Annotated in this window: 28 protein-coding genes; 15 read left to right on the top strand and 13 right to left on the bottom strand. The window is 43.7% G+C overall.

The window, feature by feature from the left end; genetic code table 11:
• Positions 1-3 precede the first annotated feature (3 nt).
• From POW22_RS04210 to POW22_RS04200, 3 genes are read left to right on the top strand one after another with little or no spacing between them, the layout of a single operon-like run.
• Positions 4-978 (top strand): LuxE/PaaK family acyltransferase, encoded by a 975-nt coding sequence (locus POW22_RS04210; protein WP_272831373.1) that lies wholly within the window; start codon positions 4-6, stop codon positions 976-978.
• Positions 979-2,022 (top strand): hypothetical protein, encoded by a 1,044-nt coding sequence (locus tag POW22_RS04205; RefSeq protein ID WP_272831372.1) that lies wholly within the window; start codon positions 979-981, stop codon positions 2,020-2,022.
• A gap of 6 nt (positions 2,023-2,028) precedes the next feature.
• Positions 2,029-2,541 (top strand): DUF350 domain-containing protein, encoded by a 513-nt coding sequence (locus tag POW22_RS04200; protein WP_272831371.1) that lies wholly within the window; start codon positions 2,029-2,031, stop codon positions 2,539-2,541.
• A gap of 227 nt (positions 2,542-2,768) precedes the next feature.
• Here POW22_RS04200 and tyrS read toward each other — a convergent pair whose 3' ends face one another.
• A complete protein-coding gene (tyrS, locus tag POW22_RS04195) occupies positions 2,769-4,064 on the bottom strand; it encodes a tyrosine--tRNA ligase (RefSeq protein ID WP_272831370.1) in 1,296 nt (431 codons plus the stop codon).
• A gap of 99 nt (positions 4,065-4,163) precedes the next feature.
• Here tyrS and POW22_RS04190 point away from each other — a divergent pair, with 99 nt between their 5' ends.
• Positions 4,164-5,177, top strand: a complete 1,014-nt coding sequence (locus POW22_RS04190) for an NAD-dependent epimerase/dehydratase family protein (RefSeq protein ID WP_272831369.1) — start codon at positions 4,164-4,166, stop codon at positions 5,175-5,177.
• On the opposite strand, the gene POW22_RS04185 is transcribed toward POW22_RS04190, so the two are convergent.
• From POW22_RS04185 to POW22_RS04175, 3 genes are read right to left on the bottom strand one after another with little or no spacing between them, the layout of a single operon-like run.
• A complete protein-coding gene (locus tag POW22_RS04185; RefSeq protein WP_272831368.1) occupies positions 5,155-5,709 on the bottom strand; it encodes a DUF4296 domain-containing protein in 555 nt (184 codons plus the stop codon). The genes POW22_RS04190 and POW22_RS04185 overlap by 23 nt on opposite strands.
• Positions 5,709-7,049 (bottom strand): dihydroorotase, encoded by a 1,341-nt coding sequence (locus tag POW22_RS04180; RefSeq protein WP_272831367.1) that lies wholly within the window; start codon positions 7,047-7,049, stop codon positions 5,709-5,711. Before POW22_RS04180 ends, POW22_RS04185 begins: the two co-directional genes overlap by 1 nt.
• A gap of 23 nt (positions 7,050-7,072) precedes the next feature.
• Positions 7,073-7,804, bottom strand: a complete 732-nt coding sequence (locus POW22_RS04175; protein WP_272831366.1) for a polyprenol monophosphomannose synthase — start codon at positions 7,802-7,804, stop codon at positions 7,073-7,075.
• 101 nt (positions 7,805-7,905) lie between these two features.
• On the opposite strand from POW22_RS04175, the gene POW22_RS04170 reads away from it, so the two are divergent.
• Complete coding sequence (locus POW22_RS04170; RefSeq protein ID WP_272831365.1) at positions 7,906-8,565, top strand: DUF4271 domain-containing protein; 660 nt, start codon at positions 7,906-7,908, stop codon at positions 8,563-8,565.
• Positions 8,566-8,592: 27 nt separating this feature from the next.
• Positions 8,593-9,342 carry a uroporphyrinogen-III synthase gene (locus POW22_RS04165; RefSeq protein WP_272831364.1) on the top strand — a complete coding sequence of 250 codons (750 nt, stop codon included), beginning with the start codon at positions 8,593-8,595 and terminating at the stop codon, positions 9,340-9,342.
• Between the two features lie 48 nt (positions 9,343-9,390).
• Here the strand turns inward: POW22_RS04165 and pckA are convergent, their stop codons facing one another.
• Positions 9,391-10,998 (bottom strand): phosphoenolpyruvate carboxykinase (ATP), encoded by a 1,608-nt coding sequence (gene pckA, locus POW22_RS04160; RefSeq protein WP_272831363.1) that lies wholly within the window; start codon positions 10,996-10,998, stop codon positions 9,391-9,393.
• Positions 10,999-11,080: 82 nt separating this feature from the next.
• On the bottom strand, positions 11,081-11,473 hold the full coding sequence (locus POW22_RS04155; protein ID WP_272831362.1) for a DUF423 domain-containing protein: 393 nt from the start codon (positions 11,471-11,473) through the stop codon (positions 11,081-11,083).
• Positions 11,474-11,532: 59 nt separating this feature from the next.
• Here POW22_RS04155 and POW22_RS04150 point away from each other — a divergent pair, with 59 nt between their 5' ends.
• Positions 11,533-12,903: a saccharopine dehydrogenase family protein gene (locus POW22_RS04150; protein WP_272831361.1), complete on the top strand. Its 1,371-nt coding sequence runs from the start codon at positions 11,533-11,535 to the stop codon at positions 12,901-12,903.
• On the opposite strand, the gene POW22_RS04145 is transcribed toward POW22_RS04150, so the two are convergent.
• The 3 genes from POW22_RS04145 to leuS all read right to left on the bottom strand — a co-directional run bounded on the left by POW22_RS04145 (position 12,900) and on the right by leuS (position 17,037).
• Positions 12,900-13,592, bottom strand: coding sequence for a zinc metallopeptidase (locus tag POW22_RS04145; protein WP_272831360.1), 693 nt, complete (start codon positions 13,590-13,592; stop codon positions 12,900-12,902). The two genes, POW22_RS04150 and POW22_RS04145, sit on opposite strands and share 4 nt — an antisense overlap.
• Before the next feature lie 83 nt (positions 13,593-13,675).
• Positions 13,676-14,200: a hypothetical protein gene (locus POW22_RS04140; RefSeq protein ID WP_272831359.1), complete on the bottom strand. Its 525-nt coding sequence runs from the start codon at positions 14,198-14,200 to the stop codon at positions 13,676-13,678.
• Positions 14,200-17,037: a leucine--tRNA ligase gene (leuS, locus tag POW22_RS04135; RefSeq protein ID WP_272831358.1), complete on the bottom strand. Its 2,838-nt coding sequence runs from the start codon at positions 17,035-17,037 to the stop codon at positions 14,200-14,202. The genes POW22_RS04140 and leuS overlap by 1 nt, the downstream gene beginning before the upstream one ends.
• 206 nt (positions 17,038-17,243) lie before the next feature.
• Here leuS and POW22_RS04130 point away from each other — a divergent pair, with 206 nt between their 5' ends.
• From POW22_RS04130 to POW22_RS04100, 7 genes are all read left to right on the top strand, one after another.
• Positions 17,244-18,122, top strand: coding sequence for a cell division protein FtsX (locus POW22_RS04130; RefSeq protein WP_272831357.1), 879 nt, complete (start codon positions 17,244-17,246; stop codon positions 18,120-18,122).
• A 9-nt stretch (positions 18,123-18,131) separates the two neighbouring features.
• Positions 18,132-18,488, top strand: coding sequence for a hypothetical protein (locus tag POW22_RS04125; protein ID WP_272831356.1), 357 nt, complete (start codon positions 18,132-18,134; stop codon positions 18,486-18,488).
• A complete protein-coding gene (locus POW22_RS04120) occupies positions 18,489-18,743 on the top strand; it encodes a DUF3098 domain-containing protein (RefSeq protein ID WP_272831355.1) in 255 nt (84 codons plus the stop codon). It abuts the gene before it with no gap.
• Between the two features lie 6 nt (positions 18,744-18,749).
• Positions 18,750-19,541, top strand: coding sequence for an undecaprenyl-diphosphate phosphatase (locus POW22_RS04115; RefSeq protein WP_272831354.1), 792 nt, complete (start codon positions 18,750-18,752; stop codon positions 19,539-19,541).
• Between the two features lies 1 nt (position 19,542).
• Positions 19,543-20,235 (top strand): tRNA pseudouridine(55) synthase TruB, encoded by a 693-nt coding sequence (truB, locus tag POW22_RS04110; protein ID WP_272831353.1) that lies wholly within the window; start codon positions 19,543-19,545, stop codon positions 20,233-20,235.
• A 44-nt stretch (positions 20,236-20,279) separates the two neighbouring features.
• Complete coding sequence (locus POW22_RS04105) at positions 20,280-21,053, top strand: hypothetical protein (RefSeq protein ID WP_272831352.1); 774 nt, start codon at positions 20,280-20,282, stop codon at positions 21,051-21,053.
• A 105-nt stretch (positions 21,054-21,158) separates the two neighbouring features.
• The gene (locus POW22_RS04100; protein ID WP_272831351.1) at positions 21,159-21,836 is read left to right on the top strand and encodes an energy transducer TonB family protein; all 678 of its coding nucleotides are present in this window, start codon (positions 21,159-21,161) and stop codon (positions 21,834-21,836) included.
• Here POW22_RS04100 and POW22_RS04095 read toward each other — a convergent pair.
• Positions 21,833-22,447, bottom strand: coding sequence for a thioredoxin family protein (locus POW22_RS04095; protein WP_272831350.1), 615 nt, complete (start codon positions 22,445-22,447; stop codon positions 21,833-21,835). The two genes, POW22_RS04100 and POW22_RS04095, sit on opposite strands and share 4 nt — an antisense overlap.
• 74 nt (positions 22,448-22,521) lie before the next feature.
• Here POW22_RS04095 and POW22_RS04090 point away from each other — a divergent pair, with 74 nt between their 5' ends.
• The gene (locus tag POW22_RS04090; protein ID WP_272831349.1) at positions 22,522-23,109 is read left to right on the top strand and encodes a DNA-3-methyladenine glycosylase I; all 588 of its coding nucleotides are present in this window, start codon (positions 22,522-22,524) and stop codon (positions 23,107-23,109) included.
• On the opposite strand, the gene POW22_RS04085 is transcribed toward POW22_RS04090, so the two are convergent.
• The 3 genes from POW22_RS04085 to aat all read right to left on the bottom strand — a co-directional run bounded on the left by POW22_RS04085 (position 23,093) and on the right by aat (position 26,096).
• Complete coding sequence (locus tag POW22_RS04085) at positions 23,093-23,452, bottom strand: hypothetical protein (protein WP_272831348.1); 360 nt, start codon at positions 23,450-23,452, stop codon at positions 23,093-23,095. The two genes, POW22_RS04090 and POW22_RS04085, sit on opposite strands and share 17 nt — an antisense overlap.
• A 198-nt stretch (positions 23,453-23,650) precedes the next feature.
• Positions 23,651-25,393: an agmatine deiminase family protein gene (locus tag POW22_RS04080; RefSeq protein WP_272831347.1), complete on the bottom strand. Its 1,743-nt coding sequence runs from the start codon at positions 25,391-25,393 to the stop codon at positions 23,651-23,653.
• A 55-nt stretch (positions 25,394-25,448) separates the two neighbouring features.
• On the bottom strand, positions 25,449-26,096 hold the full coding sequence (gene aat, locus POW22_RS04075; protein WP_272831346.1) for a leucyl/phenylalanyl-tRNA--protein transferase: 648 nt from the start codon (positions 26,094-26,096) through the stop codon (positions 25,449-25,451).
• Positions 26,097-26,226 lie beyond the last annotated feature (130 nt).

The following is a 26,226-nucleotide window of genomic DNA, read 5'->3' as shown; positions in this document are numbered from 1 at the left end:
GGTATGAATCCCAAAGAACTGTTGTTAAACACCACAGCCGCCAATTTTTTGGAATCGGCCCTGCGGGTCTTTGCCTACCAGTATGAGCATTGTGGTCCCTACCGAGAATTTTGTGATCATCTAAAGCGTAATCCTGATAATGCAAACCGCTTAGAGGACATTCCTTTTTTGCCTGTTTCGCTTTTTAAAGATCATAAACTCATCGCTTCAGAAAAATCTCCCGAACTCATCTTTAGAAGCAGTGGAACTACCGGAAGCGTTCCCAGCACGCATTATGTTGCCGATCCCAGCCTTTATGAGCTGAGTTTTACTTTGGGTTTTCAGCAGCATTACGGCTCTTTAGAAGATTATGTGATCTTAGGATTACTGCCGAGTTATCTGGAGCGACAAGACGCCTCACTAGTCTATATGGTTGACCATTGGATCAAAAAAAGCGGAAGCCCGCAAAGCGGCTTCTATCTTGACGATCTGGAGAAATTACGCACTACCATTGAAGGCCTTGAAGCAAAGGCACAAAAATATTTGCTCATTGGAGTTTCCTTTGCCCTTTTAGATTTAGCAGCGCTGGGGCCACTTAAAATTGAGCACGGCATCGTCATGGAAACCGGAGGCATGAAAGGACGCAGGAAGGAACTCATCCGCAGTGAACTTCACACCGAACTCAAAGCCTCTTTTGGCCCAAAGGCCATCCATTCCGAATACGGCATGACCGAACTCCTTTCCCAAGCCTATTCTGGTGAGACCGGACGATTCACTACCCCACCTTGGATGAAGGTACTCACGCGGCAACCCAATGATCCTTTTGAATACACCCAAGGAGTCACAGGAGGCATCTCCATTATTGATCTGGCCAACTATTATTCCTGCAGCTTTTTGGCCACTCAGGACTTGGGTAAAATTTATTCAGACGGAAGTTTCGAAATTTTGGGTAGATTTGATCAAAGTGATCTCCGCGGATGCAATCTAATGGTACTTTAAATGAGTAAAACAAGCGACAATCTAGCTAGAGGCTGTTTGTGGCTGGTACTTTTACTACTGATCACCGTAGCAGTATTTGGCTTCCTGTATGCCTTTGGCGTACGTCCGGGCATCATCTACTTTATTGCTGTTGTTGCCTGCAGCTGGTTGGTCAAGCAAATGCTCAAACCCAAAGACGAACTAAGTCTTAATTCACGGATCCGCTACAGACTCCTCTTTATTTTGGTAGTGGTGTTCTGTTTTGCAGGTTTCTTAAATAAAGTGGCCGAACACACCCAAAGCTATAGTTTTGATAATTCAGAAGAGAACCTTGTTACTGCAGACACCCTCTTTGTTAATGATGAGGCAGTTCCCATCTGGAGTTCCTACAGAAGCTGGAGAGACAATTCAGGGAACGCCTATGAAGGCCCACTGCGTGTGACTCAAGAAGATTACACCCACCTTAAAGACCTATCTGCCCAATACCAACACCGCGGTGACCCGGAGCTCTTCTGGGGGGAACTCTATGCTTTTTTAGAAAGTCGCAATGAAGACAGTCTGGAACTGCTATTTGAAACCTTTGCGCTTTTGCAAAAGGAGCATCAACTCAACCAAATGGAATTTGCGCAGATGGTGACCACTTGTATCCAAGACATCCCCTATGCTCTGGTTTTCTCAGGGGCTTGTTTATCTGCTGATCAATACAGTGATGAAACTATATCTGAAGTTCTTGAAAAATGCCCCGAATGTTGCATTGGCAACAAACAATACGGCATTCAAGCTCCTGTAGAATTTATCGCTACGTTGAAGGGAGACTGTGATACGCGTACCGTTTTGATCTACAGCATCCTCAAACATTTTGATTATGACGTGGCGATCTTGAACAGTAATTTTTACCGCCACTCCGTACTTGGATTAAACATACCCGCCAGTGGTCAATACAAGGTCTGGCGTGGCAAACGCTATTATGTGTGGGAGACCACCTCAAAATATTTCCGAATTGGTCAAATGGGCGCAAGCATGAATGACCTTTCGCATTGGAACATCGTATTAAGAAGTAAATAATTGGTTATGGACAACTTGTTTTATCTATCCGTTTTAGAGATCGTTATTGGTCTGATCCTCTCTGTAGGTATCTTTTTTATGAGCTTTAAACTGCTCAAACTGTTTTTCTTTCGCAATGAAGTCTTAGAAGCTTCCAACCAGGCCTTCGCCATTTTCTGCGCAGGGATCTTTATTTCCATCGGATTAATTCTGAGCGAGTTGGTTCCTTCAATAACCAACGTAATTCGCACGGCAGTAGTCCAAGACCCAGGCCTGAGCACCGGACAGGTTTTGACCTATGCAGGCTTGAGTTTGACGGTGGGTTTTATCATTGCAGTTTTAATCAATGGGGCTGTTTTCCTCTTGTTTTCTGCCTTAACCAAAGGAATCAATGAGTTCGAATCCATCAAAAACAACAACGCCTCCGTAGCAACCATGGTGGCCAGTTTGCTGGTATCCATTACCCTTATCGTGAAAAATTCCATTGCCGTTTTGATCAGTACAATGGTCCCGTTTCCAGAGGTTTCAAATTTTTTGTAAGGAATAAAATTATATCCGACTGAATACTCAAGAATGAGAAAGTAACTTTTTAAATCGCGCTGCTAAGACGCGTTTACTATGAATTAGAAAAAGTTAATCTTCATAATTTGGTTAGTTAATTAGTTGGTTAGAAAAAAGCCCGCTTCGTTAGGAGCGGGCTTTTCTTATTGCAATTCGGATTATCATCCTTATTTCATATTGAGGACTTTATTATTTATAAGAAGTACTTAGTTCACGTGTAAAACAAAATAATTTCGTCTTCCGCGTTGCAGCAGTATGAACTTGTTGTTTATTAAGTCCGATGCGTTTAGGGTCTTAGATTCATTCACCTTTTCCTTATTCACAGAAATGGAATTTTCTTTAAGGGCGCGGCGCGCCTCGCCGTTGGATTTTAGAAAACCTGAATGCACTACCAAAGCCGCGATCATATCAACTCCACTTTCTAAGCTAGCACGAGAAAGTTCCGCCTGAGGCACTCCAGAGAACACATCCAAGAAGGTTTGTTCATCCAAAGCGCGAAGACTATCTGCCGTAGATTTTCCAAATAGAATATTTGATGCTGCAACGGCCTGCTCTAAGGCCTCTTTGCCGTGAACGGTAGTGGTCACCTCTTCTGCCAAACGCTTTTGCAACAAACGCATATGTGGCTGCTCTTTGTGCTCAGCAATTAAAGACTCTACCGTCTGCTGATCCAAGAAGGTAAAGATCTTGATGTATTTTTCTGCGTCCTCGTCTGCGGAGTTGATCCAGTACTGGTAAAATTTATAAGGAGAAGTTCTCTTTGGATCCAACCAAACGTTTCCGCCTTCACTCTTTCCAAATTTGCTTCCATCACTCTTGGTGATCAAAGGACAGGTTAAAGCAAAACCTTTTCCACCGCCGATTCTGCGGATCAATTCCGTTCCCGTGGTAATATTTCCCCACTGATCACTACCGCCCATTTGTAGAGTGCAGTCCTCGTTCTGGTAAAGGTGTAAAAAATCATAACCTTGAACGAGCTGATAGGTAAACTCAGTAAAGGACATTCCTTGCGCGCCTTCTCCCGTGAGACGATTCTTCACAGAATCTTTGGCCATCATATAGTTTACGGTGATGTGCTTCCCTACATCGCGGATGAAATCCAAAAAGGAAAATTCTTTCATCCAGTCGTAGTTGTTTACCATCACCGCCTGATTCTCAGCTCCAGAATCAAAATCTAAAAAGTGTGACAATTGCGCACGAACACATTCTTGATTGTGACGCAGCGTAGCCTCGTCTAATAGATTACGCTCGCTCGATTTTCCCGAAGGATCACCGATCATTCCCGTTGCACCTCCAACCAAAGCTACTGGCTTATGCCCAGCACGTTGAAAGTGCGCCAAAAGCATAATGGGAACCAAGTTTCCAATATGCAGAGAATCTGCGGTAGGATCAAAGCCTACGTAGGCCGCTCTCATGGCCTCATTAAGGTGTTCTTCTGTATCGGGCATCACGTCGTGAATCATCCCTCTCCATTGCAGTTCTGCTACAAAATTGCTCGGCATCGCGTTAAATTTTGGGCAAAGATAGCCGTCCACTTTTCAATATGAAAGTCACAACCGCATTTTTAGCGGTATTCGACCATATTGCAGTAAATTCGCAATATGATTCTAGTGACAGGAGCTACAGGTTTGGTTGGGAGTCACTTGCTGTGTCAATTATTAGAGCAGCAAGAGTCAGTACGCGCCCTCTTTAGAACAGAGGCTAGCAAAACTCAGGTTTTAGAATTACTGGAAAACAACCCAAAAGCCAAAGCCCAACAGCACCAACTAGAATGGGTACAAGCAGATCTACTCGATCTGATCGCGCTGCAAAAAGCCTGCAAAGGGATTTCTCATATCTATCACTGCGCAGCCTACATCAGTTTTGATCCGCGGCAGCGAAAAACACTCAGAAAAATAAACATTGAGGGGACCGCTAACTTGGTCAACGTGGCACTAGCAGAAGGTGTTAAAAGCTTATGTCATATTAGTTCTGTCGCCACATTAGGCACACCCCTTGGGAACCACCCAACCACGGAAAAGACCGAATGGAATCCGCAGCAACCCGGAAGCGGTTATGCCATTTCTAAATACGGAGCCGAAATGGAAGTTTGGCGAGGTGGGCAAGAAGGACTGCAAGTAAGTATGGTGCTCCCAGCTGTTATTTTAGGAGAAGGGCATTGGAATTCCGCCAGTGGCAGCATAATAAAGCGCGCTGCAAAGGGAATCCCATTTTATACCCCTGGAGGTTCTGGTTTTGTTGATGTTAAAGATGTGGTGCGGGCCAGCATTCTTGTTGCGAATGATCCCAAGGCCAATGGACAGAAGTACCTGCTTGTAGCCGAAAATCTCAGGTATAAAGAGTTTTTTGGTTTACTCGGAAGTCGACTTGGTAAAAAACCTCCAAAACGTGTCGTTCCAAAATTTGTGATGTACGTTCTTGCATTTCTAGACGGACTTAAAAGTCGATTACTCGGCACGGAGCAAAAGCTGTCCTATGCCCTAATACCATCCTTGTATTCCGTATCGAATTATTCAAATGAAAAGATCAAATCAGAACTGGACTTCACTTTTACGCCTATTGAGCAGAGTTTAGATCGGATCTGCGCAGCGTTTAACGCTGAGAATCGTCCTTAGATCGTGGCGTGATCTCTCCTTGTAGCGTGCGTTTGGCAGCCTGGGGTTTTGTGATAGAATCTGCAGGATGCTCTGGTTTGTCCAAATCCACATCCAAAGTATCCTTACCGCCTAAACCTAAGCTGTCTCTGCGACGTTTATTAAGCTCGCGCATGGAATCGCGCTCGCGTTTCTTGCGTTCCTCTTCCAGGGTAACTATGGAATCTACCACTGCAAATCGTTCATTGATATTTAGCTGAACCTGCTCAAACATCTTTTTGTAATTGTCCAAGTCTGCGCTGTAGTAGGCGTTGCTTTGTTCGTATTGCAAACTGTCAATCCCATACTTTTTGTAGACGTATTCTGTGAGAGCAACTTGTTCTCTTAGCAAGACGGTTCGGTTGAAATTCTTAGAGGCATTGGCCAAATAAGCATCGGTATAGACCTCGATCATTGTGGCCCGATCAATCAGGTTATCTGGAGCCTCCGGATATTTGATATCCTGGCACTGCCACAAAACTAAAGCCAATGCTATGTAACCGATTCTTTTCATTAACGATCAAAGGTCAAACGTTCTGCTTTGGGTTTCTCCAAAAGGTGGAAGTTCTCATAAGCCAAGGTACCGTTGACAAAGGTGTGCGTCACTCGAGATTTGAAACTGGTTCCTTCAAAAGGAGACCAACCGCATTTGTACATGATATTGTCCTTGTTCACCGTCCAAGGTGCGCTTGGATCGATCAAAACCAAATCCGCCTTATACCCCTCACGAATATACCCACGCTCTGAGATCTCAAAGAGAATAGCAGGGTTGTGACACATTTTCTCCACCAACTTTTCAATAGAAATCACGCCTTGGTGCACGTACTCCATAAGAGCTACAACGGCGTGTTGCACTAAGGGTCCACCAGAAGGCGCAGAAGTATAAGGATTGGCCTTTTCTTCTATAGTATGTGGCGCATGATCTGTAGCGATCACGTCTATCTTGTCATTGAGTAGGGCCTTCCAAAGTCCTTCTTTGTCTTTAGCCGTTTTCACCGCTGGATTCCATTTGATTTTGGAACCTTTGGTCTTGTAGTCTTCATCGGTAAAGTGCAAGTGGTGTACACACACTTCTGCCGTAATCTGCTTATCCTTTAAGGACTTTTTATTGCTGAAGAGTTTGGTCTCTTTCGCTGTAGACAAATGAAACACGTGTATACGTGCTCCTGTTTTCTTTGCCAAAGCCACAGCCTGACTCGAAGAGATATAACAAGCTTCTTCGCTACGGATCTTTGGGTGGAGCTCCATGGGGATATCGTCTCCGTAGATCTCAACATGCTTTCTTAGATTTTCTCTGATGGTGTCTTCGTCTTCACAGTGCAAGGAAATTCTAAGATCAGTACTCGAAAAGATAGCCTCTAAAACCTCAGGGTCATCTACCAACATATTTCCTGTAGAAGAACCTAAAAAGAGTTTGATTCCTGCAACCTTCTGCGGATCTACCTGCTTCAATTCTTCCAAATTGTCATTGGTACCACCAAACATAAAGGAGTAGTTGGCCCAAGAAACCTCAGCGGCTCGGCTGAATTTCTCTTCCAATAACTTAATAGTGGTTGCCTGCGGAATGGTATTAGGTTGTTCTATAAAAGTGGTGATCCCTCCAGCAACAGCGGCTTTGGATTCACTCTCAATATCTGCTTTATGCGTAAGTCCAGGCTCTCTAAAATGCACCTGATCATCTATCATCCCAGGAATTAAGAAAGAACCGTCAGCATCAATCACTTTAGTATCTGCAGATTTTACACTTATACTATCAGCAACTTCAGCAATGCGTTCTCCTTGTATAAGTACGTCGCCTTTGGTTACCTGCCCCTCGTTGACAATCTGGGCGTTCTTTATCAGTATATCTCTCATTGTTTGGTATTATTGAGGAGCGACTAGAGTTCTAAACGTCCAAATAGGCGTTTGAGCCGCATCCCTATCACGCCAAATATGGCTTCAGAAATAATTCCCTTACTCATCTTAGACTCCCCCTGAGTTCGGTCGGTAAAGATAACGGGAACCTCTGTGATTTTAAAATTTAATAAGTAAGCTTTGTACTTCATTTCAATCTGAAACGCATAGCCCACAAAGCGTATTTTATCCAATTGAATTGCTTCCAAGACTTCGCGCTTGTAGCACACAAAGCCTGCAGTGGTATCACAAACATTCATTCGGGTTATGAATCGTACGTATTTAGAGGCGATCCAGCTCAAAAGCACCCGACTCATAGGCCAATTGACCACATTTACTCCCGTTTTATAACGAGATCCGACAGCCAGATCAGCACCCTGCTTCGCACAGGCGTTGTACAGGCGCAATAGGTCGTTGGGATTGTGGGAGAAATCGGCATCCATCTCAAAAATATACGCGTAATCATGAGACAATGCCCATTTAAAACCGTGGATATAGGCTGTACCCAAACCTTGCTTGCCTTCGCGCTGCTCCAAGAACAAACGACCCTCGTACTCTTTTTGAAGATCCTTTACGATTTGAGCGGTACCGTCTGGAGAATTGTCATCTACCACCAACACATCTAGCGCTCGTTGCAGCGAGAACACATTGCGCAGCAGGCGCGAGATATTCTCGGCCTCATTATAGGTGGGTATGACTACAAGTCCGTCTGACATGCCTGTTTTGAGGCAAATGTAGTTGTTTTCGACTAAAGAAATGTGAAGATTTTTGTAATTGATGAGTCCTAAAAAAGCCGCATTTAACCTACCTTTAACTCGTGGAAATAAGCCAGCTCAATCTACGCGAAATCAATTCCGACACTTGGATCATCAGCCTGGTTGTAGGCTGTTTGGTCGTGATGTCCGTGGCGGCTTATAATTATCGCGAAAGCTTTAGGAGCTTTTTGCAACTTCCCTATACCAATCGCTATTTTATACTCTCGGGTAAACATCAGAATACGGCAAACCCATTTAGCATCTTATTATTCTTTGTGGGTTTGATTGGCGCCGGCTTGTTTGCGGCATTGATAAGCGCCGGTACGCAACCGCAAAAATCTCTAGGAATTGCCCTGTTTTTGCAAATGACCGCAGGGATCTTCGCTTTTTTTAGCATTAAAATGATTTTGACTCGTTTGATCGGGATCGTTTTTAAATTGGAAAATTTGGTTCAGGCCTATGTCTTTGAAAAATTGAATTTCCTCAACCTGATTGGACTTGGCCTGTTATTGGCTAGCGTATTGTACTATTTTGGACCCCTTAGAAATACTTGGGTTCTGTATGTCGCTGCAGGGCTTGCTGGCCTCGGTTACCTCATGGGACTGATTTACAGCTACAAAAACAACGAAAACCTCATTTTTCGCAATTTCTTCTATTTTATTTTATATCTTTGCGCACTTGAAATTTCACCCTTTATTCTGCTGTTTAAAGCGCTGAATTAAAGGGACGAAAAAGAAAAAAACGGGGATATGAAAGTGAAAACAATTTTGGTGTCTCAACCAGAGCCTAAAGTGGAGAATTCTCCATACTTCAACTTGGTTGATAAGCACAAGGTTAAAATAGACTTTAGACCTTTTATCCACGTGGAAGGTGTATCTGCTAAAGATGTACGTTCCCAAAAGGTAGATCTTGCCAGTTATACTGCAATTATATTGACGAGCCGTAATGCTGTAGACCATTTCTTTAGAATTGCCGAGGAAATGCGTTTTAAAGTGCCCGACACTTTGAAATACTTCTGCCAGTCTGAGGCCGTTGCCTACTACCTTCAAAAATATGTTGTTTACCGCAAGCGTAAGATCTATGTTGGTAAACGAACTTTCGCAGAATTAACTCCGTTGATCAAAAAGTACAAGAACGAATCTTTCCTATTGCCTTCTTCAGATATGTTGAAGCCAACGGTTCCTGCTTTGCTTAACGATCTTGGTGTGACCTGGAAGCAAGCTACTTTTTACAAAACGGTAGTGAGTGATCTGTCAGACCTGCGCAATGTATACTACGACATTTTAGTGTTCTTTAGTCCGAGTGGGATTAAGTCACTATTTGAGAACTTCCCAGACTTTGAACAAAACGATACACGTATTGCTGTATTTGGTAATACCACAGTGAAAGCGGCTTCAGAACGCGGATTGGACATCAACATCCAAGCCCCGACTCCAGAAACGCCTTCCATGACCATGGCGCTTGAAAAGTACATCGCCGAAGTCAACAAAAAGAAATAAAAAAAGCTCCGCCATTGCGGAGCTTTTTTGTTTTATCGTAGTCCTTCATTATTTCAAAGGACCTCCAGCTAGAATTTCTTCACTCGCCATATCTTCAAACTGCTTAAAGTTCTCTCTAAAGCTTGTGGTCAGTTTAGCTGCTGTTTTGTAATACCCTTCATCGTTGTTCCAAGTCTTACGAGGGCTCAATACCTCATCAGGAACATTTGGACAGGTTCTAGGCTGATGCACTCCAAATACCGAGTGGATGTGGTAGTTGTCCTTATTGGCGGCTTCTAGACTTCCGTCCATAGCCGCGGTGATCATTGCACGAGTGTATTTAAGCTTCATGCGCTTACCAACACCATAAGGTCCTCCGGTCCATCCCGTATTGACCAGCCAAACATTCACTCCTGCTTCTTGCATCTTCTTGCTCAGCATTTCTGCGTACTTGGTTGGGTGCAATGGCATAAATGGCGCCCCAAAACAAGCTGAGAAACTCGGTACTGGTTCATCAATCCCCGCTTCCGTTCCAGCAACCTTAGCGGTGTATCCACTAATAAAGTGGTATGCGGCTTGACCTGGAGTCAGTTTTGAAATTGGAGGCAGCACACCAAAAGCATCGGCCGTTAAAAAGAAGATGTTTTTAGGATTCTTTCCGATGGAAGGAACCTGAATATTTTCAATATGATAGATCGGATAGCTTACACGCGTGTTCTGTGTGATTGAAGAGTCTGTGTAATCCACAACTCCTTCATCGTCCATAATCACGTTCTCAAGGATCGCTCCTTTTTTGATCGCATCATAGATCTCTGGCTCGCTTTCACGAGACATATTGATCACCTTAGCGTAACATCCACCCTCAAAGTTGAAGATCGTGTTCTCTGCTGTCCAGCCGTGCTCGTCGTCTCCGATAAGTTTTCTATTCGGATCTGCAGAAAGCGTAGTTTTACCGGTACCCGAAAGTCCGAAGAAAATAGAGGTATCTCCTTCTTTCCCCACGTTTGCAGAACAGTGCATTGGCAAGGTGTTCTCAAATACAGGCAATGTAAAGTTCAAAGAGCTAAAAATTCCTTTTTTGATCTCTCCAGTATAAGCAGTACCCCCTACAATGGCAGTCTTTCTGGTAAAGTTCAAAATGGCGAAGTTATGCTGACGCGTTCCGTCTAGTTCTGCTTCTGCCATGAATCCAGGCGCATTGATCACAGTCCATTCTGGAGTAAAGCCTTCTAGCTCATTAGCTTCTGGACGCAAAAACATATTGTATACAAACATATTGGACCAAGGATATTCATTGATCACACGGATGTCTGTTCGGTAGTTGGGATCTGCACAAGCGTAACAATCACGCACATAGATCTCCTTGTCGCTCAAATAGGCTGCAAGCTTATCGTAGAGCGCATCAAACTTATCGGAATCAAAAGGAATATTGATAGGACCCCACCAGATCTTATCGCGGGTAATATCGTCCTTAACGATAAAACGGTCCATGGGGGACCGTCCTGTGAATTCTCCTGTATTTACCGCAAGTGCGCCGTTATAGGCTTCGCGACCCATGCCCTTGGCAATGGTAATGTCGTGTAATTGTTCTGGCGTTAGTTGGTAGTTAACCTTCGCGTTCTTTATTCCGTAGTTGTCTAACGAAATCGTTTTCGTGGAAGGAGTGTTGTCGACCATTATTTTTAATTTATTAGATGTCTAATTCGATTACAAAAATAGAAATTAATGCGCAAACAAGGCATGAAATCTGCCTTTTTACTTAGGATTTACGCCATACCGCGAACAGCAGTCGCAGCCAGCCGATTATCAATAAGGTACCGCCTAAAGGCGTAATAAAAACCAAGGGGCCGGGCTTAAAATCCCAATACTCATTCATAGCCAAGATATACAGGGACCCTGAAAAGAAAACAACACCGATGACCCAGAGCCAATAAACCTGCTTTTGCGCTTTTTGACTCTTTAAACTGACCAACGAAAGCCAAAGCATGGCTAAGCCTTGATAGACCTGATAGCGCACACCAACCTCAAAGTTCGCGAGTTTATCGGTAGATAGCACAGCCTCAAGAGCGTGAGCCCCAAAGGCGCCTAAAACAATAGAAAGGGCGGTGAAGATTATTCCCGCGAGAGCGAAATTTTTGTGTTCAATGCGCATGAGCTAAGAGGTACAATTTGTATTTTCGCACCACTACGAAGGTACAAAATTAAGCCGCCATGCGTGAAATTTTAATTATTGGAGCTGGTCGTTCTGCCAGCAGTTTGATCAACTATTTGCTGGACAAATCAGCCTCAGAAAATTTAAGCATTACTATAGGCGATCAGTCTATACAAGCAGCTCAAAAGTTTACCGAAGGGCATCCTAATGCACGTGCAATCTTGCTCGATGTTTTTAATGAAGAAGACCGAAGAGCAGCCGTTGAGAGTGCAGATCTTGTGATTTCCATGTTGCCTGCACGCTTTCATATTGAGGTGGCTAAAGACTGCCTAGAATTTGGCAAACATATGGTTACTGCATCTTATGTGAGTGATGAAATGTTGAGTTTAGACACCAAGGTAAAATCCAAAGGTTTGGTCTTTATGAATGAGATTGGATTGGACCCTGGGATTGATCACATGAGTGCCATGCAGGTCATTGACCGCATTAGAGATGGCGGTGGGAAGATGCTTTTGTTTGAATCCTTTACTGGTGGTTTGATCGCCCCAGAAAGCGACAACAACCTTTGGCATTATAAGTTCACCTGGAATCCACGTAACGTAGTTGTAGCAGGTCAGGGAGGCGCTGCGGAGTTCATTCAAGAAGGCACCTATAAATACATTCCTTACCACCGATTGTTTAGAAGGACTGAATTCTTGGACATTGAAGGTTATGGGCGATTTGAAGCCTACGCGAACCGAAATTCACTGAAGTATCGTGAGGCCTATGGTTTGGAAGATGTTTTAACGCTTTACCGTGGAACCATAAGACGTGTGGGGTACTCACGCGCTTGGAATATGTTTGTGCAGCTTGGAATGACAGACGATAGTTATCAGTTGCAAAACACGGAAGATATGACCTATCGGGAATTTGTGAATTGTTTTCTACCCTATTCGCCCACTGATTCCGTGGAGCTCAAAATGCGTCACAATTTGAAAATTGATCAAGACGATGTGATGTGGGACAAACTCATGGAACTGGATCTGTTCAACAACAAAAAGACAATCGGCATTGAAAACGCTACTCCTGCGCAGGCGCTTCAAAAGATATTAATGGACAAATGGACCTTGGATGAAAATGACAAGGACATGATTGTGATGTACCATAAGTTTGGTTACGAACTCAATGGCAAACGCAAACAGATCGATTCCAATATGGTCATTATTGGAGAAGATACTGTAGAAACGGCCATGGCCAAAACAGTGGGACTGCCGGTAGCCATAGCCGCTTTAAAGATCTTAAATGGTGAGATCACTACTCCAGGAGTTCAAATTCCTATCGCAAAGGAAGTCTATGAACCCATTCTTAAAGAACTGGAGGATTACGGGATCATCTTTAAGGAGAACTTTGCCGATTATCTAGGATACAACCCAGACAATATCATCGGTTAGTCTCTGCTTCCCATAAACATCATAATAAAGTATACCAAGGTCGCTAATGATCCTAGTGCCGCTACCACATAGGTACGAGCAGCCCATTTCAAAGCGTCTTTAGAACCTGCGTATTCTTGTTGGGTTACCATGTTTTCACGCTCCAACCAAGCCAAAGCACGGTTTGAAGCGTCAAACTCAACAGGTAAAGTGATAAAGGCGAAAAGTGTAGTTACCGCAAAAAGGCCAATCCCAATTCCAAAAACAGGCGTTCCTAATGCATTCCCCATGGACGCCAAAACAATTCCTGCAATGATCACAATATTGGAAAGCTTACTCGCAATGCCAACCGCGGGTACAATCTTAGAACGCATGGTTAGCCAAGAATAGGCAGTGGCGTGTTGCACGGCGTGACCCACTTCATGGGCTGCCACTGCCGCAGCTGCAGCGTTACGCTGATTATACACTCCTTCACTGAGGTTAACCGTTTTCTTCATTGGATTATAATGATCCGTAAGCATTCCAGGGGTAGAAATAACTTGCACATCACGAATGCCGTGGTCATCGAGCATTTTTTGAGCGATCTCCGCTCCACTCATACCATTTTGCAAACGGACCTTTGAGTATTTCTTGAACTTGCTTTTGAGGGTGTTGCTCACATAGGCACTCACCAAGAAGATGATTCCACCCAATATATAGTATCCAAACATCTGTTGTCTTTTTTAACTAATTAAATATACAAAGAGACCACAAAATGTCTGCCAAATAAAAAAGGGGAAATTTTGTCAGATTTTTAGTCGCGACGCGTCAGAAATGCTTTTTGCACCACACGGATGGGATAGCTCTTCACTTCTGGGATTTCGTCTGACGTTCCTCCAGTCAAAACCGGAGCAGCTGTTTGAACCATAGTGATCTCGAAGATCATTCGTCCATCGGTAAAGAACTCTTCTCGTGTAGTGATCAAATTGCCCTGTACTTCAAAGATGCTTGTCAGGGTCCAATCGTTAAGTCGAGCATCCAAGATGATGTCATTCTGTTCATCCACTTGATACAAGCCCTTCTCCGCATTCACTGTTTTTAGCAAATACTGTCTTGGCGGTTGCCCTTGATAACCCAATACATAATTGTATACGCCTTCTTGATCTGTAGCAGAAAGCTCAAAACTCATGTCGATCTCCTGAACATTGTTGCCGTTATCTATGGTCAGCTTTCCCGTGTATCGCCCAAAAAAGTCGTCTGGAAATACCACCGAATCGGCCGGCTCGTCTTGTCCAAAGACCGCAGCGCTCATGAGCAGAAAAACAAACAAGATTCTCATTATCCCACAATGTTTACGATCTTTCCGGGTACCACGATCACACGTTTTGGTGTGCGGCCTTCTAGATACTGTTGTGTTTTTTCATCGGCCAATACTGTAGCTTCTATCTCCGCCTTGTCCATATCCATTGGCAACTCCATAGTAAAACGCATCTTTCCGTTAAAGGAAATAGGATAAGCCTTGGTGCTCTCCACCAAATACTCTGGCTTGAACTCTGGATACTTCACTTTAGAGACACCGCCTTCGTGACCCAATTTCTCCCAAAGTTCCTCTGCAATATGCGGCGCATAAGGCGAAATCAATACAGCTAAAGGTTCCAAAATTGCACGGCTGTTGCATTTAGAAGCGGTAAGCTCATTCACGGCAATCATAAAGGTAGAAACCGAGGTATTAAAGCTAAAGGCCTCAATGTCCTCTGTTACCTTTTTGATGGTTTTATGCAAGGTCTTAAGTTGCTCCGCAGTCGGTTCTGCATCTGTAGCATTGAAACTGCCTTCTGGTCCAGAGTGGTAGAGCTTCCAGAGCTTTTTCAAGAAACTGTGGACTCCAGTGATTCCAGCAGTGTTCCAGGGTTTGGCTTGCTCCAACGGCCCTAAGAACATTTCATACATACGCAAGGTATCGGCTCCGTATTGCTCGCAGATATCGTCTGGGTTGACTACGTTAAACCAACGCTTGGACATCTTCTCTACCTCACGTCCAACTACATATTTACCGTTTTCTAACTCAAATTCGGCGTCTTGGAACTGCGGCTGCCATTTCTTTAAAGCCTCCACGTCCAATTCGTCTGAAGCATTGACCAGATTCACATCAACGCGCAAGGCATCTGTATCGGCCTCTTTGGTTAAACCTGCAGACAGATAAGTGTTCGTTCCTTTCTTACGATAAACCAAAGCACTGGTCCCTAAGATCATTCCTTGATTGATCAGCTTTTTAAAAGGCTCATCTACTTTAATGAAACCGCGGTCATACAGGAATTTCACCCAAAAACGACTGTAGAGCAAGTGACCTGTAGCATGCTCGCTCCCTCCAATGTAGAGGTCCACGTTTTGCCAATAGTCAAGTGCTTCTTCACTTGCAAAGGCTCCTGAATTTTGAGCATCCATATAACGGAAGAAGTACCAGCTACTTCCTGCCCAACCCGGCATGGTATTCAATTCCAAAGGAAAGACCGTCATATGATCGACCTTGTCATTTGGAACTACGGTATTGTTTTCAGTATCCCAAGCCCAGATATCGGCACGGCCTAATGGCGGGTCTCCATCTTCTGTGGGTAAATATTTTTCAACCTCTGGTAAAACAAGCGGTAAATGCTCGCTCGGGATCATTTGTGGCAATCCTTTTACATAGTAGACCGGGAAAGGTTCTCCCCAATAACGCTGTCTAGAGAAAACAGCATCGCGCAGACGGTAATTCACCTTGCGTTTCCCGCTGCCCAAAGCTTCTAATTTTTCTATAACCGCATTAAAAGCTTCTTTATAAGGCATACCACTTACAAAGTCGCTATTGGCGATCACGGTACCTTCTTTGTCCGTGTGTGCTTCTTCTGAAATATCAACACCTTCAAAGATATTGGTGATTGGGATATCAAAATGACGGGCAAAGTCCCAATCGCGCTGGTCTCCACAAGGAACGGCCATAACCGCTCCAGTCCCGTAACCTGCGAGAACGTAATCTCCAATCCAGATCGGTACTGGCTCCTCAGTCAATGGATGCTTGGCATAAGCTCCCGTGAATACACCAGTAATATTTTTTACATCGGCCATACGGTCGCGCTCAGAGCGCTTGGCAGTAGCCTCTATATATTCTGCAACAGCTTTGCGCTGCTGATGGGTGGTGATCTTTCCAACCAGATCATGCTCTGGAGCCAAGGTGATAAAGGTGGCTCCAAAAATGGTATCAGGACGGGTAGTAAATACCTCGATTGGCGCATCGGCAATATTCACATCCTCAGAGATCACTTTAAAGATCACAGAAGCTCCAACCGATTTACCGATCCAATTGCGTTGTGACTCTTTTAGAGAATCCGTCCAATCAATGGCCTCCAATCCTTGCAGCAAGCGTTCTGCATAGGCAGAGATTCGCATACTCCATTGGAGCATCTTTTTACGGATCACCGGGAATCCACCGCGCTCACTTACTCCGTTAACGATCTCATCATTGGCCAAAACGGTTCCTAAACCAGGACACCAGTTCACTTCGGTCTCTGCCAAATAGGCCAAACGGTACTGCAAAAGCACCTTTTGTTTGCGTTCGTCGCTATAATTGTTCCAAGTCTCGGCGGTAAAAGGCACCACTTCACTATCACAACGGGCGTTAATACCTATATTACCTTCTTCTTCAAATACTTTCACCAATTCTGCAATGCCATAGGCTTGCTCATGGGCCTCACAATACCAGCTTTCATACAACTGTTGGAAGATCCATTGGGTCCAACGGTAGTACTCCGGATCTGAAGTACGCACCTCTCGGGACCAATCAAAAGAGAAGCCCATTTTGTCCAATTGTTCACGGTATCGCGCAATATTGTCTTTGGTAGTTATGGCAGGATGCTGCCCCGTCTGTATGGCGTACTGCTCTGCAGGCAATCCGAAGGAATCATACCCTTGAGGATGCAAGACATTGAATCCTTGGTGTCTTTTATAACGCGAGTAGATATCACTAGCAATATAGCCCAGCGGGTGTCCTACGTGAAGTCCCGCCCCAGAAGGGTAAGGGAACATATCCAAAACATAGTATTTGGGATCTTCTGAATTGTTAGAAGCCTTAAAGGACTGCTCGGTGGCCCAATAGTCTTGCCATTTTTTCTCAATAGCATTAAAATGATAACTGCTCATTGCCTGATTCTGTGGACTGATTTGTATTCTGAACGTTGAGTAAACAACAGCCGCAAAGGTAAAAATTATTGTGCCAATAGGCTATAGTGGGTGAGCAACATTATTGGGGTTTTTGAAAATTAAACAGACGAAAATCAATTCTTTGGACGTTATTAAGGCACAACACAAAAAAGGGTGTATTTTTATCCTTGCAAAGCCGATCATTTATGAGTTCCAAGTACGAAAAGTTTCAAAAAAGACGCCTGATCTCCTCCTACTTCTCTGTGGTTTTGAGTATCACTTTGGTGCTTTTCCTTTTGGGCATGTTGGGATTGATCGTGTTGAACTCCAAGCAAGTTGGCGACTACTTTAAGGAACAGATCCCTTTCTCGGTGTATTTAAAGGACGATGCCAAAGAGGCCGATGTCACTCAGCTTCGCCAAGGCTTAGCTATGGCAGCTTACGTGAAATCGGCCACTTACGTCTCCAAGCAACAAGCAGCCGAGGCGCACTCAGAAGCCATTGGAGAAGACTTTATGGACTACTTGGGTTACAACCCACTTCAGAACAGCATTGACGTATACCTCAATGCCGATTATGTCACGGCTGACACCTTTGAAGAGATCACCAACGAACTTTTAGACAAGCCTTTTGTAGAAGAGGTGGAATACGATAAACCCTTAGTGGAAAAGCTGGAAAGCAATGTAAAACGGATCAGTTTGTGGATGCTGGTCATCACCGGAATCTTCTTGGTGATCGCTGTGCTACTTATCAACAGCTCCATCAGACTCTCTGTTTACGCCAAGCGCTTTACCATTAAAACGATGCAAATGGTGGGGGCTACAAAGGCCTTTATTCGTCGCCCGTTCATTTGGCAAAACATAAAACTGGGACTGCTCAGCGCCCTACTGGCTATGGGTGGTATGGTTGGAGTGCTGTACTATTTACAGAAGAGTTTTGCAGAATTAAACCTCCTGGATGACAAGGTCTTGCTCGGTGGATTATTTGCCGGCGTACTGCTCTTTGGGTTTTTGATCTCTTGGGCCAGCACCTATTTTGCAACGCAACGCTTTTTAAATTTACGCATCGATGAGTTATACAATTAACTCTTTGAGATGCGAAAGACCTTACTCACACTACTCGGATTCTTTGCCCTTTTGATCCTTTTGGGCTATTTAGCTTTAAAATTATTTGTGATTGAAGACACCCAGCCTGAAGACTGCGTGGTGAAAGAAATCAAGATCACTGCCATAAATGAAGGCAGCAGTTACGACATATTTTTTACGGCAGATGATGGAGAGCGCTACTACATCAATCGCGGGCTGGAACAGGGATTGACGTTAAATTCTTTGAAAAAGATTGCCTTGAATCGGACCGCTAGCGTACATTTAGCTAAATTTGCCATAGGCGTGTCCAATCATATTGCACAATTGCAGGTTGGAGACTCTATTATTTTTACTGAATTCGATTAGATGGGAGAACAAAAACGAAAACAACAGTCCAAGCCTCAGTTTGTGTTTAACAAGAAGAATTATCGCTTCATGCTGATCGGTCTTGCCTGCATCGCATTAGGGTTTATCCTTATGGCCGGCGGTGGCAGTGACGACCCAAACGTTTTTAACCCAGACATCTACCATTGGCGCCGCATTCGTTTGGCACCGTTCTTAGTTTTGCTAGGCTTCGGAATTGAGGTTTACGCCATCTTACTCAAAACAGATAAGAAGTAATCAGCCATGGAACTTCTCGATGCTATTATTCTGGGTATCATCCAAGGATTTACAGAATTTTTACCCGTTTCCTCTAGTGGACATTTAGAGCTGGGGAAAGCCATTCTAGGTGGTAATGCTGTCCCAGAAGAAAGCCTGCTTTTTACAGTTGTGCTTCATTTTGCTACAGCCCTGAGTACTATTGTAGTATTTAGAAAAGACATTCTGGAAATCATTACAGGTTTATTTTCCTTTAAGTGGAATGAGCAAACGCAGTTTTCTCTAAAAATTGTGATCTCCATGATCCCAGCGGCCTTGATCGGGTTTTTCTTTGAGTCCGAGTTAGAAGCCTTCTTTGGAGGAAGTATTGCCTTTGTAGGCGCTATGCTCATATGTACAGCGGCGCTACTCTGGTTAGCCGACAGAGCCAAAAACACCTTAAAGCCAGTTTCCTATAGCAATGCCTTTGTAATTGGAGTGGCCCAAGCCGTGGCTATGTTGCCAGGGATATCTCGATCTGGCTCCACCATTGCCACCTCTGTTTTACTAGGAAATGACAAAGGAAAAGCCGCGCGTTTTTCATTTCTGATGGTGATCCCGCTGATCTTTGGAAAGATCGCTAAAGACATTTTGGACGGCGCTCTGAGTAGTCCAGACACACCCATAATACCGCTAAGCGCAGGTTTTATCACAGCCTTTGTCTGCGGAATCATTGCCTGTACGTGGATGATCCAATTGGTTAAAAAATCCAAACTCTCCTATTTTGCGATCTACTGTTTGATCGTCGGCCTTATTGCTATTGCCGTGAGTTACTTCTAAGATGACAGGACAAGATTTTTTAGACGGACAATTATTACTCATTGACAAGCCTTTGGAATGGAGCTCCTTTCAGGCCGTCAATAAAGTACGATGGCTCATTAAGAAACAATTTGGGTTTAAAAAGATCAAAGTGGGACATGCCGGAACGCTAGACCCATTGGCCACAGGATTGCTTTTAATCTGCACCGGAAAGTTCACCAAACGCATCAATGAGTTCCAGGCGCAACACAAAGAATATACCGGGACCTTCACCTTGGGGGCTACACGCCCGAGCTTTGATATGGAAACGGAGATCGATCAAGAGTTTGACCTCAGCGGATTGACCTCCACCATGATTGAAGAGGCCACAAAACAATTTCAAGGCGAGATCACTCAATACCCGCCGATCTTCTCCGCCGTAAAACAAGACGGAAAACGCCTTTATGAATTGGCGCGTAAAGGACAGCAAACCGAAATCAAATCCCGACAGGTAAACATCTTAAAGTTTGAACTCACACGTATTGAACTGCCTGAGGTTGATTTTCTTGTAGCCTGCAGCAAAGGAACCTACATCCGTTCTTTGGCCAATGACTTTGGAAAAGCTTTGGATAACGGCGCCTATCTTTCTGCCCTAAGACGTACTAAAATTGGGGACTACAGCGTTGAAGATGCAATGGATATAGATACTTTTGAAGCCTTCATAAAAGGCTTGTAATTAGACTCTGATCCCCTTGGTAAACACCAATAAAAATGAAACACATGCAAAAGCTAATTATCCTAATTCTACTGTTTGGAACAACTCAGTTGAATTATGCTCAGAATGAGTTTGATGATTTTAAGATGATTTCTCAAGAGAATTTAATGGGTTCTCTTGGTGAGCCTGTGGATGCAATAGGCAGGGGAGAATTTTGTAAAATTCAAGAATACTCTGAAAGAATCCTATCCCGCATTGATAATTGTGGAAACGAATTGTATAAAGCCTTGGGCACTTTTGATTCGAATGATCCAAAACAAAAACAGAAGATCTCTCTGTACAACACTTTTGGTGACTATTTAGCTTCAAGTTATCATAAATCCAGAAAGATCGTTGAAAATTCAAAAGCTTTATGTAATGGAGACTCTTCTTCCAAAGAAGGTAGGGTGACGGAAATAAGAAAAAACTATTCCTTGCTTAGAAGTGATATAGATACATTGAATGAACTCTATAAAGAAATCGAAAACCTACTAGACAATGAGTATGAAGTGAAATATAGACTTTTAGAGATCTCTGCATTATGCCCTGAGTCTGATGTAAACTTATACCATAAAGTGAATACATCAGATTCGGAAGACGTATGGGAACTAGTCGAAACTCAAACGTCTAGTGGCACAACAGACGTTCTCACATTTAAAGTGCTAAAACCCGGATATTATAAGATTGTTGCAACCCCTACAGATTTACAAGGATGGGACTTTAAAGAAGCCGTTGGTATAGTTCTAATCGGTTTTGAAAAGAAAAATATCATTACAAAATCTATAGATTGTAGCAATTAATAGCTAGTTGCTCTTTTGTATTTCTGCTTTTTCTTCCGAAGATCCTCATACACAATAAAGTAACTAATCTTTTTCGGTGTATATTCGCAATACGAATTCAGCCCCATGAAGTTCAACACCTCCATAAAAGCGTTCATTTTATCATTTCTCATCACTGGGAATTTGGCGCTATTGCTTTGGGGATATCAGATCGGTAAAAGGGAAACGTTAGAAACAGAAACTGAATACGACATTGAAGTTCTCGCAGACTTGCTCGAAGAAGAACTGCAAGAGGAATTAGCACAAAGCAGCTCGCAAACTACCACACACAAGGCCTTTAACGAGACTCGTAAAGAACTAACCGCACTAAACAATGATAGTCAAGAGGATCAAGATGATTTTGATCAAAGACTAAAGGCTCTTGACGAGGCTATCAAAGATGTCGAAGCCGCTAAGGATAATCCAAGCATTGAAAAAGCAGACCCTTATGAAGCAGCTGAACAAAAAGCTGTTGATGGCAATGATGGCAATACTAGCATACGTTACCGTTTGGTAGACCGCAATGCGCTTTATGTCCCAAACCCGGTTTACACCTGTTCTAAGTCGGGAACCGTGGTAGTGAACATTACTGTGGATAATCAGGGACGAGTAATTGGCCAGCAGATCAATGAGAACTCAAGCGATACCACAGACGGTTGTCTTTGGGATGCCGCTTTGGAGTACGCCTCTCAAACCCGCTTTTCAAAAGCACAGCGTGCTTCTCAATTGGGTAGCATTACCTACTACTTTCCCGGACAGGGTTAGAGCAACTCTAAAAGATCTGCCGCAATGGCCTTTCCTTTATCCTTGTTATACCAAACTTGAAGATCTTGTTTAAACTCGGGAGTTAGTTTTCCGTGCTCTGCCTTGTAGATATTGACCATAGCAGTGGCCGGAGTTGGCCGTGGTCCCCAGGTCCCAACAACGGTTTCCTGCTTTGCATCAAAGGCGATGAGCTTTGGAATAGAACGCGCTCCATTGGTCAAAAAAGCATCCATCAAGGCTAAATGTTCATCACGTAACAAAACCTTTAGCTCAATATTAGGATTGGCTTGGGCAAAGGCATCCATAATGGGTGTGGCATGAGCCGCATCTCCACACCAGCTTTCTGTGAGCACCAACCAAGTAAGGGGTTGATCGCGATCAGCAATTGCTTCTTGAGCAGCAGCATCTAATTTAAAGGTCTTGGCCCAACGCTTCATTCGGCGTTGATTGAGCAGTGTGTATTGCGCCAAAGCTTCCGTCACTTCAGGACCCGTGTTTGATCCTTCTGCAGCGTGTTTATCAACCAGTTCTTTATATTCTTGATAAGACATGGCCTCTTTAAGACCTTCTTTGATCAAATTTAGTGTTGGGGTTTCCATAGTTGCTTCCATAGCCTTTAAGACGCAAATAAAACAAAAAACTTACTACCTTGAAGCTGCATTAGAAATTCCTTAATTATTGCAGCATGGATAAAATCAATAGGTGTTCGTGGTGTGGAGATGATCCGCTTTATGTTGACTATCATGATAAAGAATGGGGAACTCCCGTCTATGACGATGCCACCTTGTTTGAATTTCTGATCTTGGAGACCTTTCAAGCCGGATTGAGTTGGATCACAGTCTTGCGCAAGCGCGAAAACTTCAGACGGGCGTTTGACAACTTTGATTATCAAAAGATTGCCCAATACAGCGAGAATAAAATTCAAGAGTTGTTGCTTGACCCGGGCATCATCCGCAATAAATTGAAAGTTCGGGCTACGGTCAGTAACGCTCAGGCTTTTATGAAAGTGCAGGAGGAGTTCGGAAGTTTTAGCAAATACATTTGGGGGTTTACTGGAGGCAAACCGATAGTAAACAGCTTTGAAAAGTTGAGTGAGGTTCCCGCCAATACCCCATTAAGTGATAAAATAAGTAAGGATCTAAAGAAACGCGGATTTAAATTTGTGGGCACCACTGTAGTTTATGCCCATATGCAAGCCACTGGCATGGTCAATGACCACATCACCTCTTGTTTCCGGTATAAAGAGTTGCTAGAACTTAATCCTGATCTTTGAGTTGATCGTACTGGGCTTTGTAAGATTGCGCCAAATCAAATTCCTCTAAGGCCTCAAGGGTCTCTGCATAACGCAAATATTCAATTGCCTCTGGAGCTTCATCCATCTCAAAAAGTTTTGAATACCACTTCTTGGCCTCGTCAAATTTCTGTTCTAAGTAGCGGCCATTAGCCAATTTGCGGTATACTTGGGCAGAATGATAGCCCTGAGCCACTACGTCTTCATAGACAGCTAAAACATCAATCTGTACATTTGAATTTACGGCTAGATCGCGGTCGCCGGATTGAGCCGCTCCGCTGAATGCCACCAGAGAGAGGGCTAGAACACACAAATACTTTTGCATCGGGGATGAATTTTAAACAAAATTCCAGCATCTGTTTCAGAAAGCCATAACAAAACGTCCTCTGAACAGTTTTGTAGGAATTTTCTGCAATATATGAATTTTATTCAAAAATCCTAGGGGTACCCGCCTGCTATTAATTACGGGAAAACCGTAGGCCCTATGCGTAATACAAAGGGCCTCAGCGGTTAAATAAGTGTGCTATTGTTTGATGAGCTTGCGTTGCACAGAACCAAAGTTGCCTTTAAAACTAACGATCAATGTTCCGCTCCAAATTGGATTTAGATCCAATTGAATCACTCCGTTGCTGTTTTGCACCTGAGTGGTATACAAACGCTGTCCATAAATATTGTGGATCTCTACAGTTACAGGTCCGCCAATATTGTTGAGTCTGAAGTTTACGCGATCATCAGCAGGGTTCGGGTAAGGTCCAATGATGTTGTTCTCTGCCCATTCTGACGTAGATAATGTGCTCACGTCAATGGTCCAATAGCCTTCTGGTGCCACGATTGGTCGTGTAATTTCCTTTCCAGAATTAGCCTCGGCCCAGATGTAATATTCAATATCTAGGTCTGATGGGATGGTCAAACTCGCTGTCCAATCATCTCCGCCAGCAGCAGTCATGTCGATCTCATTATAAGATCCTGCTCCCACTTCTCGCCAGAATACCTTAGCTTGACTCACTCCGGAGTTGTGCTTGATCATAGCATCAAAACTGACATTAAGACCTTCTGAGGCTTCTGCAACAGGCTGGTGAACGATCCACAACGGATCAGAAACACCAATAGAATGGGTAATACAGTGAATAGCTCCAAAAAGAGCGATCAAATTCTCTCCTCCGTTATCTACATCAATTCCAACTATATTATAACCCGGAAGTAATTCTTGGTATTTAGCCAAAGCCGGTCCATCTACCTCTGGGCGGTAGGTTGGCACCAACACAGTTCCGTTCACAAATACAGAGTTGGAGAAGGTTCTGTAATAACCTCCTGTGTCTGGATAACTCCCACCAACGCTTGGCGGAGCGTCTATCCACTCTACCTTGTAAGGGGTGCCAAAGGGCGAATTGAAATTGCTCAAAACGTATTCAATATTTTCTTCAATCTGTGGTCCGTCTGCCACGCCTTCTGGATATTTGCTCACCAACAGGGTTTCTTCATCAAGCAGCTTCATGTGCATATCAATGTGGTGGATCAGATCATATTGTAGCTTCTCCATTTTGATGTAGTTGGAGATTCCCATATAGTCTAACATGATCTCATCAATCTGCGCTTCAGTTTTGGCGCTTACTCCATAGGGATTCCCTGGCTCGTTCTCTTCCAAGATCAAATCAGAAGCAAAACCGTTTCCTAAACCATCACTCATGAAGTTACCTCCGGTATTTACTAGGTCATTGGTCCCTGAGTCGGTGATGTAAATAGGGCTCCCAATATAACTGGCATGCGCAGATGGGATCACATTATCTAGTGGACGCGGTCTGTTGTAGATCCAATCTACAAGGGCGCGTTCTCCAACATCATCGGTGTAAACAGTGTTCCCGGCGTAATCACGGATCCAAATAGAGTTCCAAGGTTCGTCCAAGAAAACCACATTGTCTAGAGGAACTCCATTAGACGATAAATAGGATGAAACTGAAGCCTCATTTTGAGTGACGATGATCACTTTGGCTTCTTCTACAGCAGCGGCGACGATCTGTCTTAAGATATTTGGAAATGCGGGCTCCCAAGTAACCACTAAGTATTCCACTTCCTCCCATTCGGCCATCGTTCTAACCGAACTTGTTGGCGGCGGCGTAGGAATCGCACTGGTAAAGGTCATCTCACTTACTAGTAGAGATTCTGATTCTGTAGTGTAATTGGGAATCGGTCCATCAGACTGAGAAAGACCTAGAAATGGCATCAAACCGAAGGCCAAAAAGGCCAGGCTTTTTTTGATTGGGGTCATAGCTTTTGGTTTTAGTAGGACTCGAATATACTGATTTTCAGCGGAAAATTGAGAATTAGGCTGGCTTCAAATAGTCTAAAAAGTCCTTTCGCGCTATTTCCTTAGCACCCAAACTGGCCAAATGATCTGTATACATTTGACAATCAATGAGCTTATAATTCTCAGTGCTTAGTTGATCCACCAAAAAACTGAAACAAACCTTAGAAGCATCAGAAACCTTAGAAAACATGCTTTCACCACAGAAGACTTTATACTCTGGCAGGTCAATTCCATATAGCCCTCCGACGAGCTCATCCTCCAACCATACCTCAACGCTTCGAGCATGCCCCAGCTGATTCAACTGCAAATAAGCCTGAATCATTTCTTCAGTGATCCAAGTTCCTAACTGATCCGGTCTTGGCGCAGAAGCACAAGCCCGCATGACCTCTTCAAACTGGGTGTTTTGGGTAATTGTAAAGCCTTTAGTGCGGATGGATTTCCGCAAGCTTTTGGAACGTTTAAATTCAGAAGGAAACAACACCATTCGCGGATCTGGACTCCACCAAAGAATGGGGTCGCCATCAGAAAACCAAGGAAAGATTCCAGAGCGATAGGCCAGCATTAAACGAGCTGTAGACAAGTCTCCCCCGACGGCCAATAAGCCGTCTGAACGGGCTTCGTCGGGATGAGGGAAACCAAAGATGTCGTCAAGAAAATGGAGCATTTTTTAGTTCTAACTCACGGATATTGCGAATGTTATAATTTTTTCTGACCTTTACCAAAGCTAAAGTGGTGGGTTTTTTAATTTATTTGAGTTTGCCATTTTAGTAACCTAAAACCAACAAAACTAACCC

Origin of the sequence: Gilvibacter sediminis, assembly GCF_028561565.1 — a bacterium.
In the GTDB taxonomy this organism is placed as follows: Bacteria; Bacteroidota; Bacteroidia; order Flavobacteriales; family Flavobacteriaceae; genus Gilvibacter; species Gilvibacter sediminis.
Note: the sequence above shows the minus strand (reverse complement) of the source record. Positions and strands in the feature narration are given on the sequence as shown.

What these genes read in the sequence shown, in the direction of transcription:
- POW22_RS04115 (WP_272831354.1), top strand. Translation starts at nt 18,750, where the DNA reads ATGGAACTTCTCGATGCTATTATTCTGGGTATCATCCAAGGATTTACA.
- pckA (WP_272831363.1), bottom strand. Translation starts at nt 10,998, where the DNA reads ATGGTCGACAACACTCCTTCCACGAAAACGATTTCGTTAGACAACTAC.
- POW22_RS04200 (WP_272831371.1), top strand. Translation starts at nt 2,029, where the DNA reads ATGGACAACTTGTTTTATCTATCCGTTTTAGAGATCGTTATTGGTCTG.
- tyrS (WP_272831370.1), bottom strand. Translation starts at nt 4,064, where the DNA reads ATGCCGAGCAATTTTGTAGCAGAACTGCAATGGAGAGGGATGATTCAC.
- POW22_RS04100 (WP_272831351.1), top strand. Translation starts at nt 21,159, where the DNA reads ATGAAGTTCAACACCTCCATAAAAGCGTTCATTTTATCATTTCTCATC.
- POW22_RS04120 (WP_272831355.1), top strand. Translation starts at nt 18,489, where the DNA reads ATGGGAGAACAAAAACGAAAACAACAGTCCAAGCCTCAGTTTGTGTTT.
- truB (WP_272831353.1), top strand. Translation starts at nt 19,543, where the DNA reads ATGACAGGACAAGATTTTTTAGACGGACAATTATTACTCATTGACAAG.
- POW22_RS04105 (WP_272831352.1), top strand. Translation starts at nt 20,280, where the DNA reads ATGCAAAAGCTAATTATCCTAATTCTACTGTTTGGAACAACTCAGTTG.
- POW22_RS04130 (WP_272831357.1), top strand. Translation starts at nt 17,244, where the DNA reads ATGAGTTCCAAGTACGAAAAGTTTCAAAAAAGACGCCTGATCTCCTCC.
- aat (WP_272831346.1), bottom strand. Translation starts at nt 26,096, where the DNA reads ATGCTCCATTTTCTTGACGACATCTTTGGTTTCCCTCATCCCGACGAA.
- POW22_RS04190 (WP_272831369.1), top strand. Translation starts at nt 4,164, where the DNA reads ATGATTCTAGTGACAGGAGCTACAGGTTTGGTTGGGAGTCACTTGCTG.
- POW22_RS04185 (WP_272831368.1), bottom strand. Translation starts at nt 5,709, where the DNA reads ATGAAAAGAATCGGTTACATAGCATTGGCTTTAGTTTTGTGGCAGTGC.
- POW22_RS04175 (WP_272831366.1), bottom strand. Translation starts at nt 7,804, where the DNA reads ATGTCAGACGGACTTGTAGTCATACCCACCTATAATGAGGCCGAGAAT.
- POW22_RS04140 (WP_272831359.1), bottom strand. Translation starts at nt 14,200, where the DNA reads ATGAGAATCTTGTTTGTTTTTCTGCTCATGAGCGCTGCGGTCTTTGGA.
- leuS (WP_272831358.1), bottom strand. Translation starts at nt 17,037, where the DNA reads ATGAGCAGTTATCATTTTAATGCTATTGAGAAAAAATGGCAAGACTAT.
- POW22_RS04145 (WP_272831360.1), bottom strand. Translation starts at nt 13,592, where the DNA reads ATGTTTGGATACTATATATTGGGTGGAATCATCTTCTTGGTGAGTGCC.
- POW22_RS04210 (WP_272831373.1), top strand. Translation starts at nt 4, where the DNA reads ATGAATCCCAAAGAACTGTTGTTAAACACCACAGCCGCCAATTTTTTG.
- POW22_RS04125 (WP_272831356.1), top strand. Translation starts at nt 18,132, where the DNA reads ATGCGAAAGACCTTACTCACACTACTCGGATTCTTTGCCCTTTTGATC.
- POW22_RS04155 (WP_272831362.1), bottom strand. Translation starts at nt 11,473, where the DNA reads ATGCGCATTGAACACAAAAATTTCGCTCTCGCGGGAATAATCTTCACC.
- POW22_RS04150 (WP_272831361.1), top strand. Translation starts at nt 11,533, where the DNA reads ATGCGTGAAATTTTAATTATTGGAGCTGGTCGTTCTGCCAGCAGTTTG.
- POW22_RS04090 (WP_272831349.1), top strand. Translation starts at nt 22,522, where the DNA reads ATGGATAAAATCAATAGGTGTTCGTGGTGTGGAGATGATCCGCTTTAT.
- POW22_RS04095 (WP_272831350.1), bottom strand. Translation starts at nt 22,447, where the DNA reads ATGGAAGCAACTATGGAAACCCCAACACTAAATTTGATCAAAGAAGGT.
- POW22_RS04080 (WP_272831347.1), bottom strand. Translation starts at nt 25,393, where the DNA reads ATGACCCCAATCAAAAAAAGCCTGGCCTTTTTGGCCTTCGGTTTGATG.
- POW22_RS04205 (WP_272831372.1), top strand. Translation starts at nt 979, where the DNA reads ATGAGTAAAACAAGCGACAATCTAGCTAGAGGCTGTTTGTGGCTGGTA.
- POW22_RS04165 (WP_272831364.1), top strand. Translation starts at nt 8,593, where the DNA reads ATGAAAGTGAAAACAATTTTGGTGTCTCAACCAGAGCCTAAAGTGGAG.
- POW22_RS04085 (WP_272831348.1), bottom strand. Translation starts at nt 23,452, where the DNA reads ATGCAAAAGTATTTGTGTGTTCTAGCCCTCTCTCTGGTGGCATTCAGC.
- POW22_RS04180 (WP_272831367.1), bottom strand. Translation starts at nt 7,049, where the DNA reads ATGAGAGATATACTGATAAAGAACGCCCAGATTGTCAACGAGGGGCAG.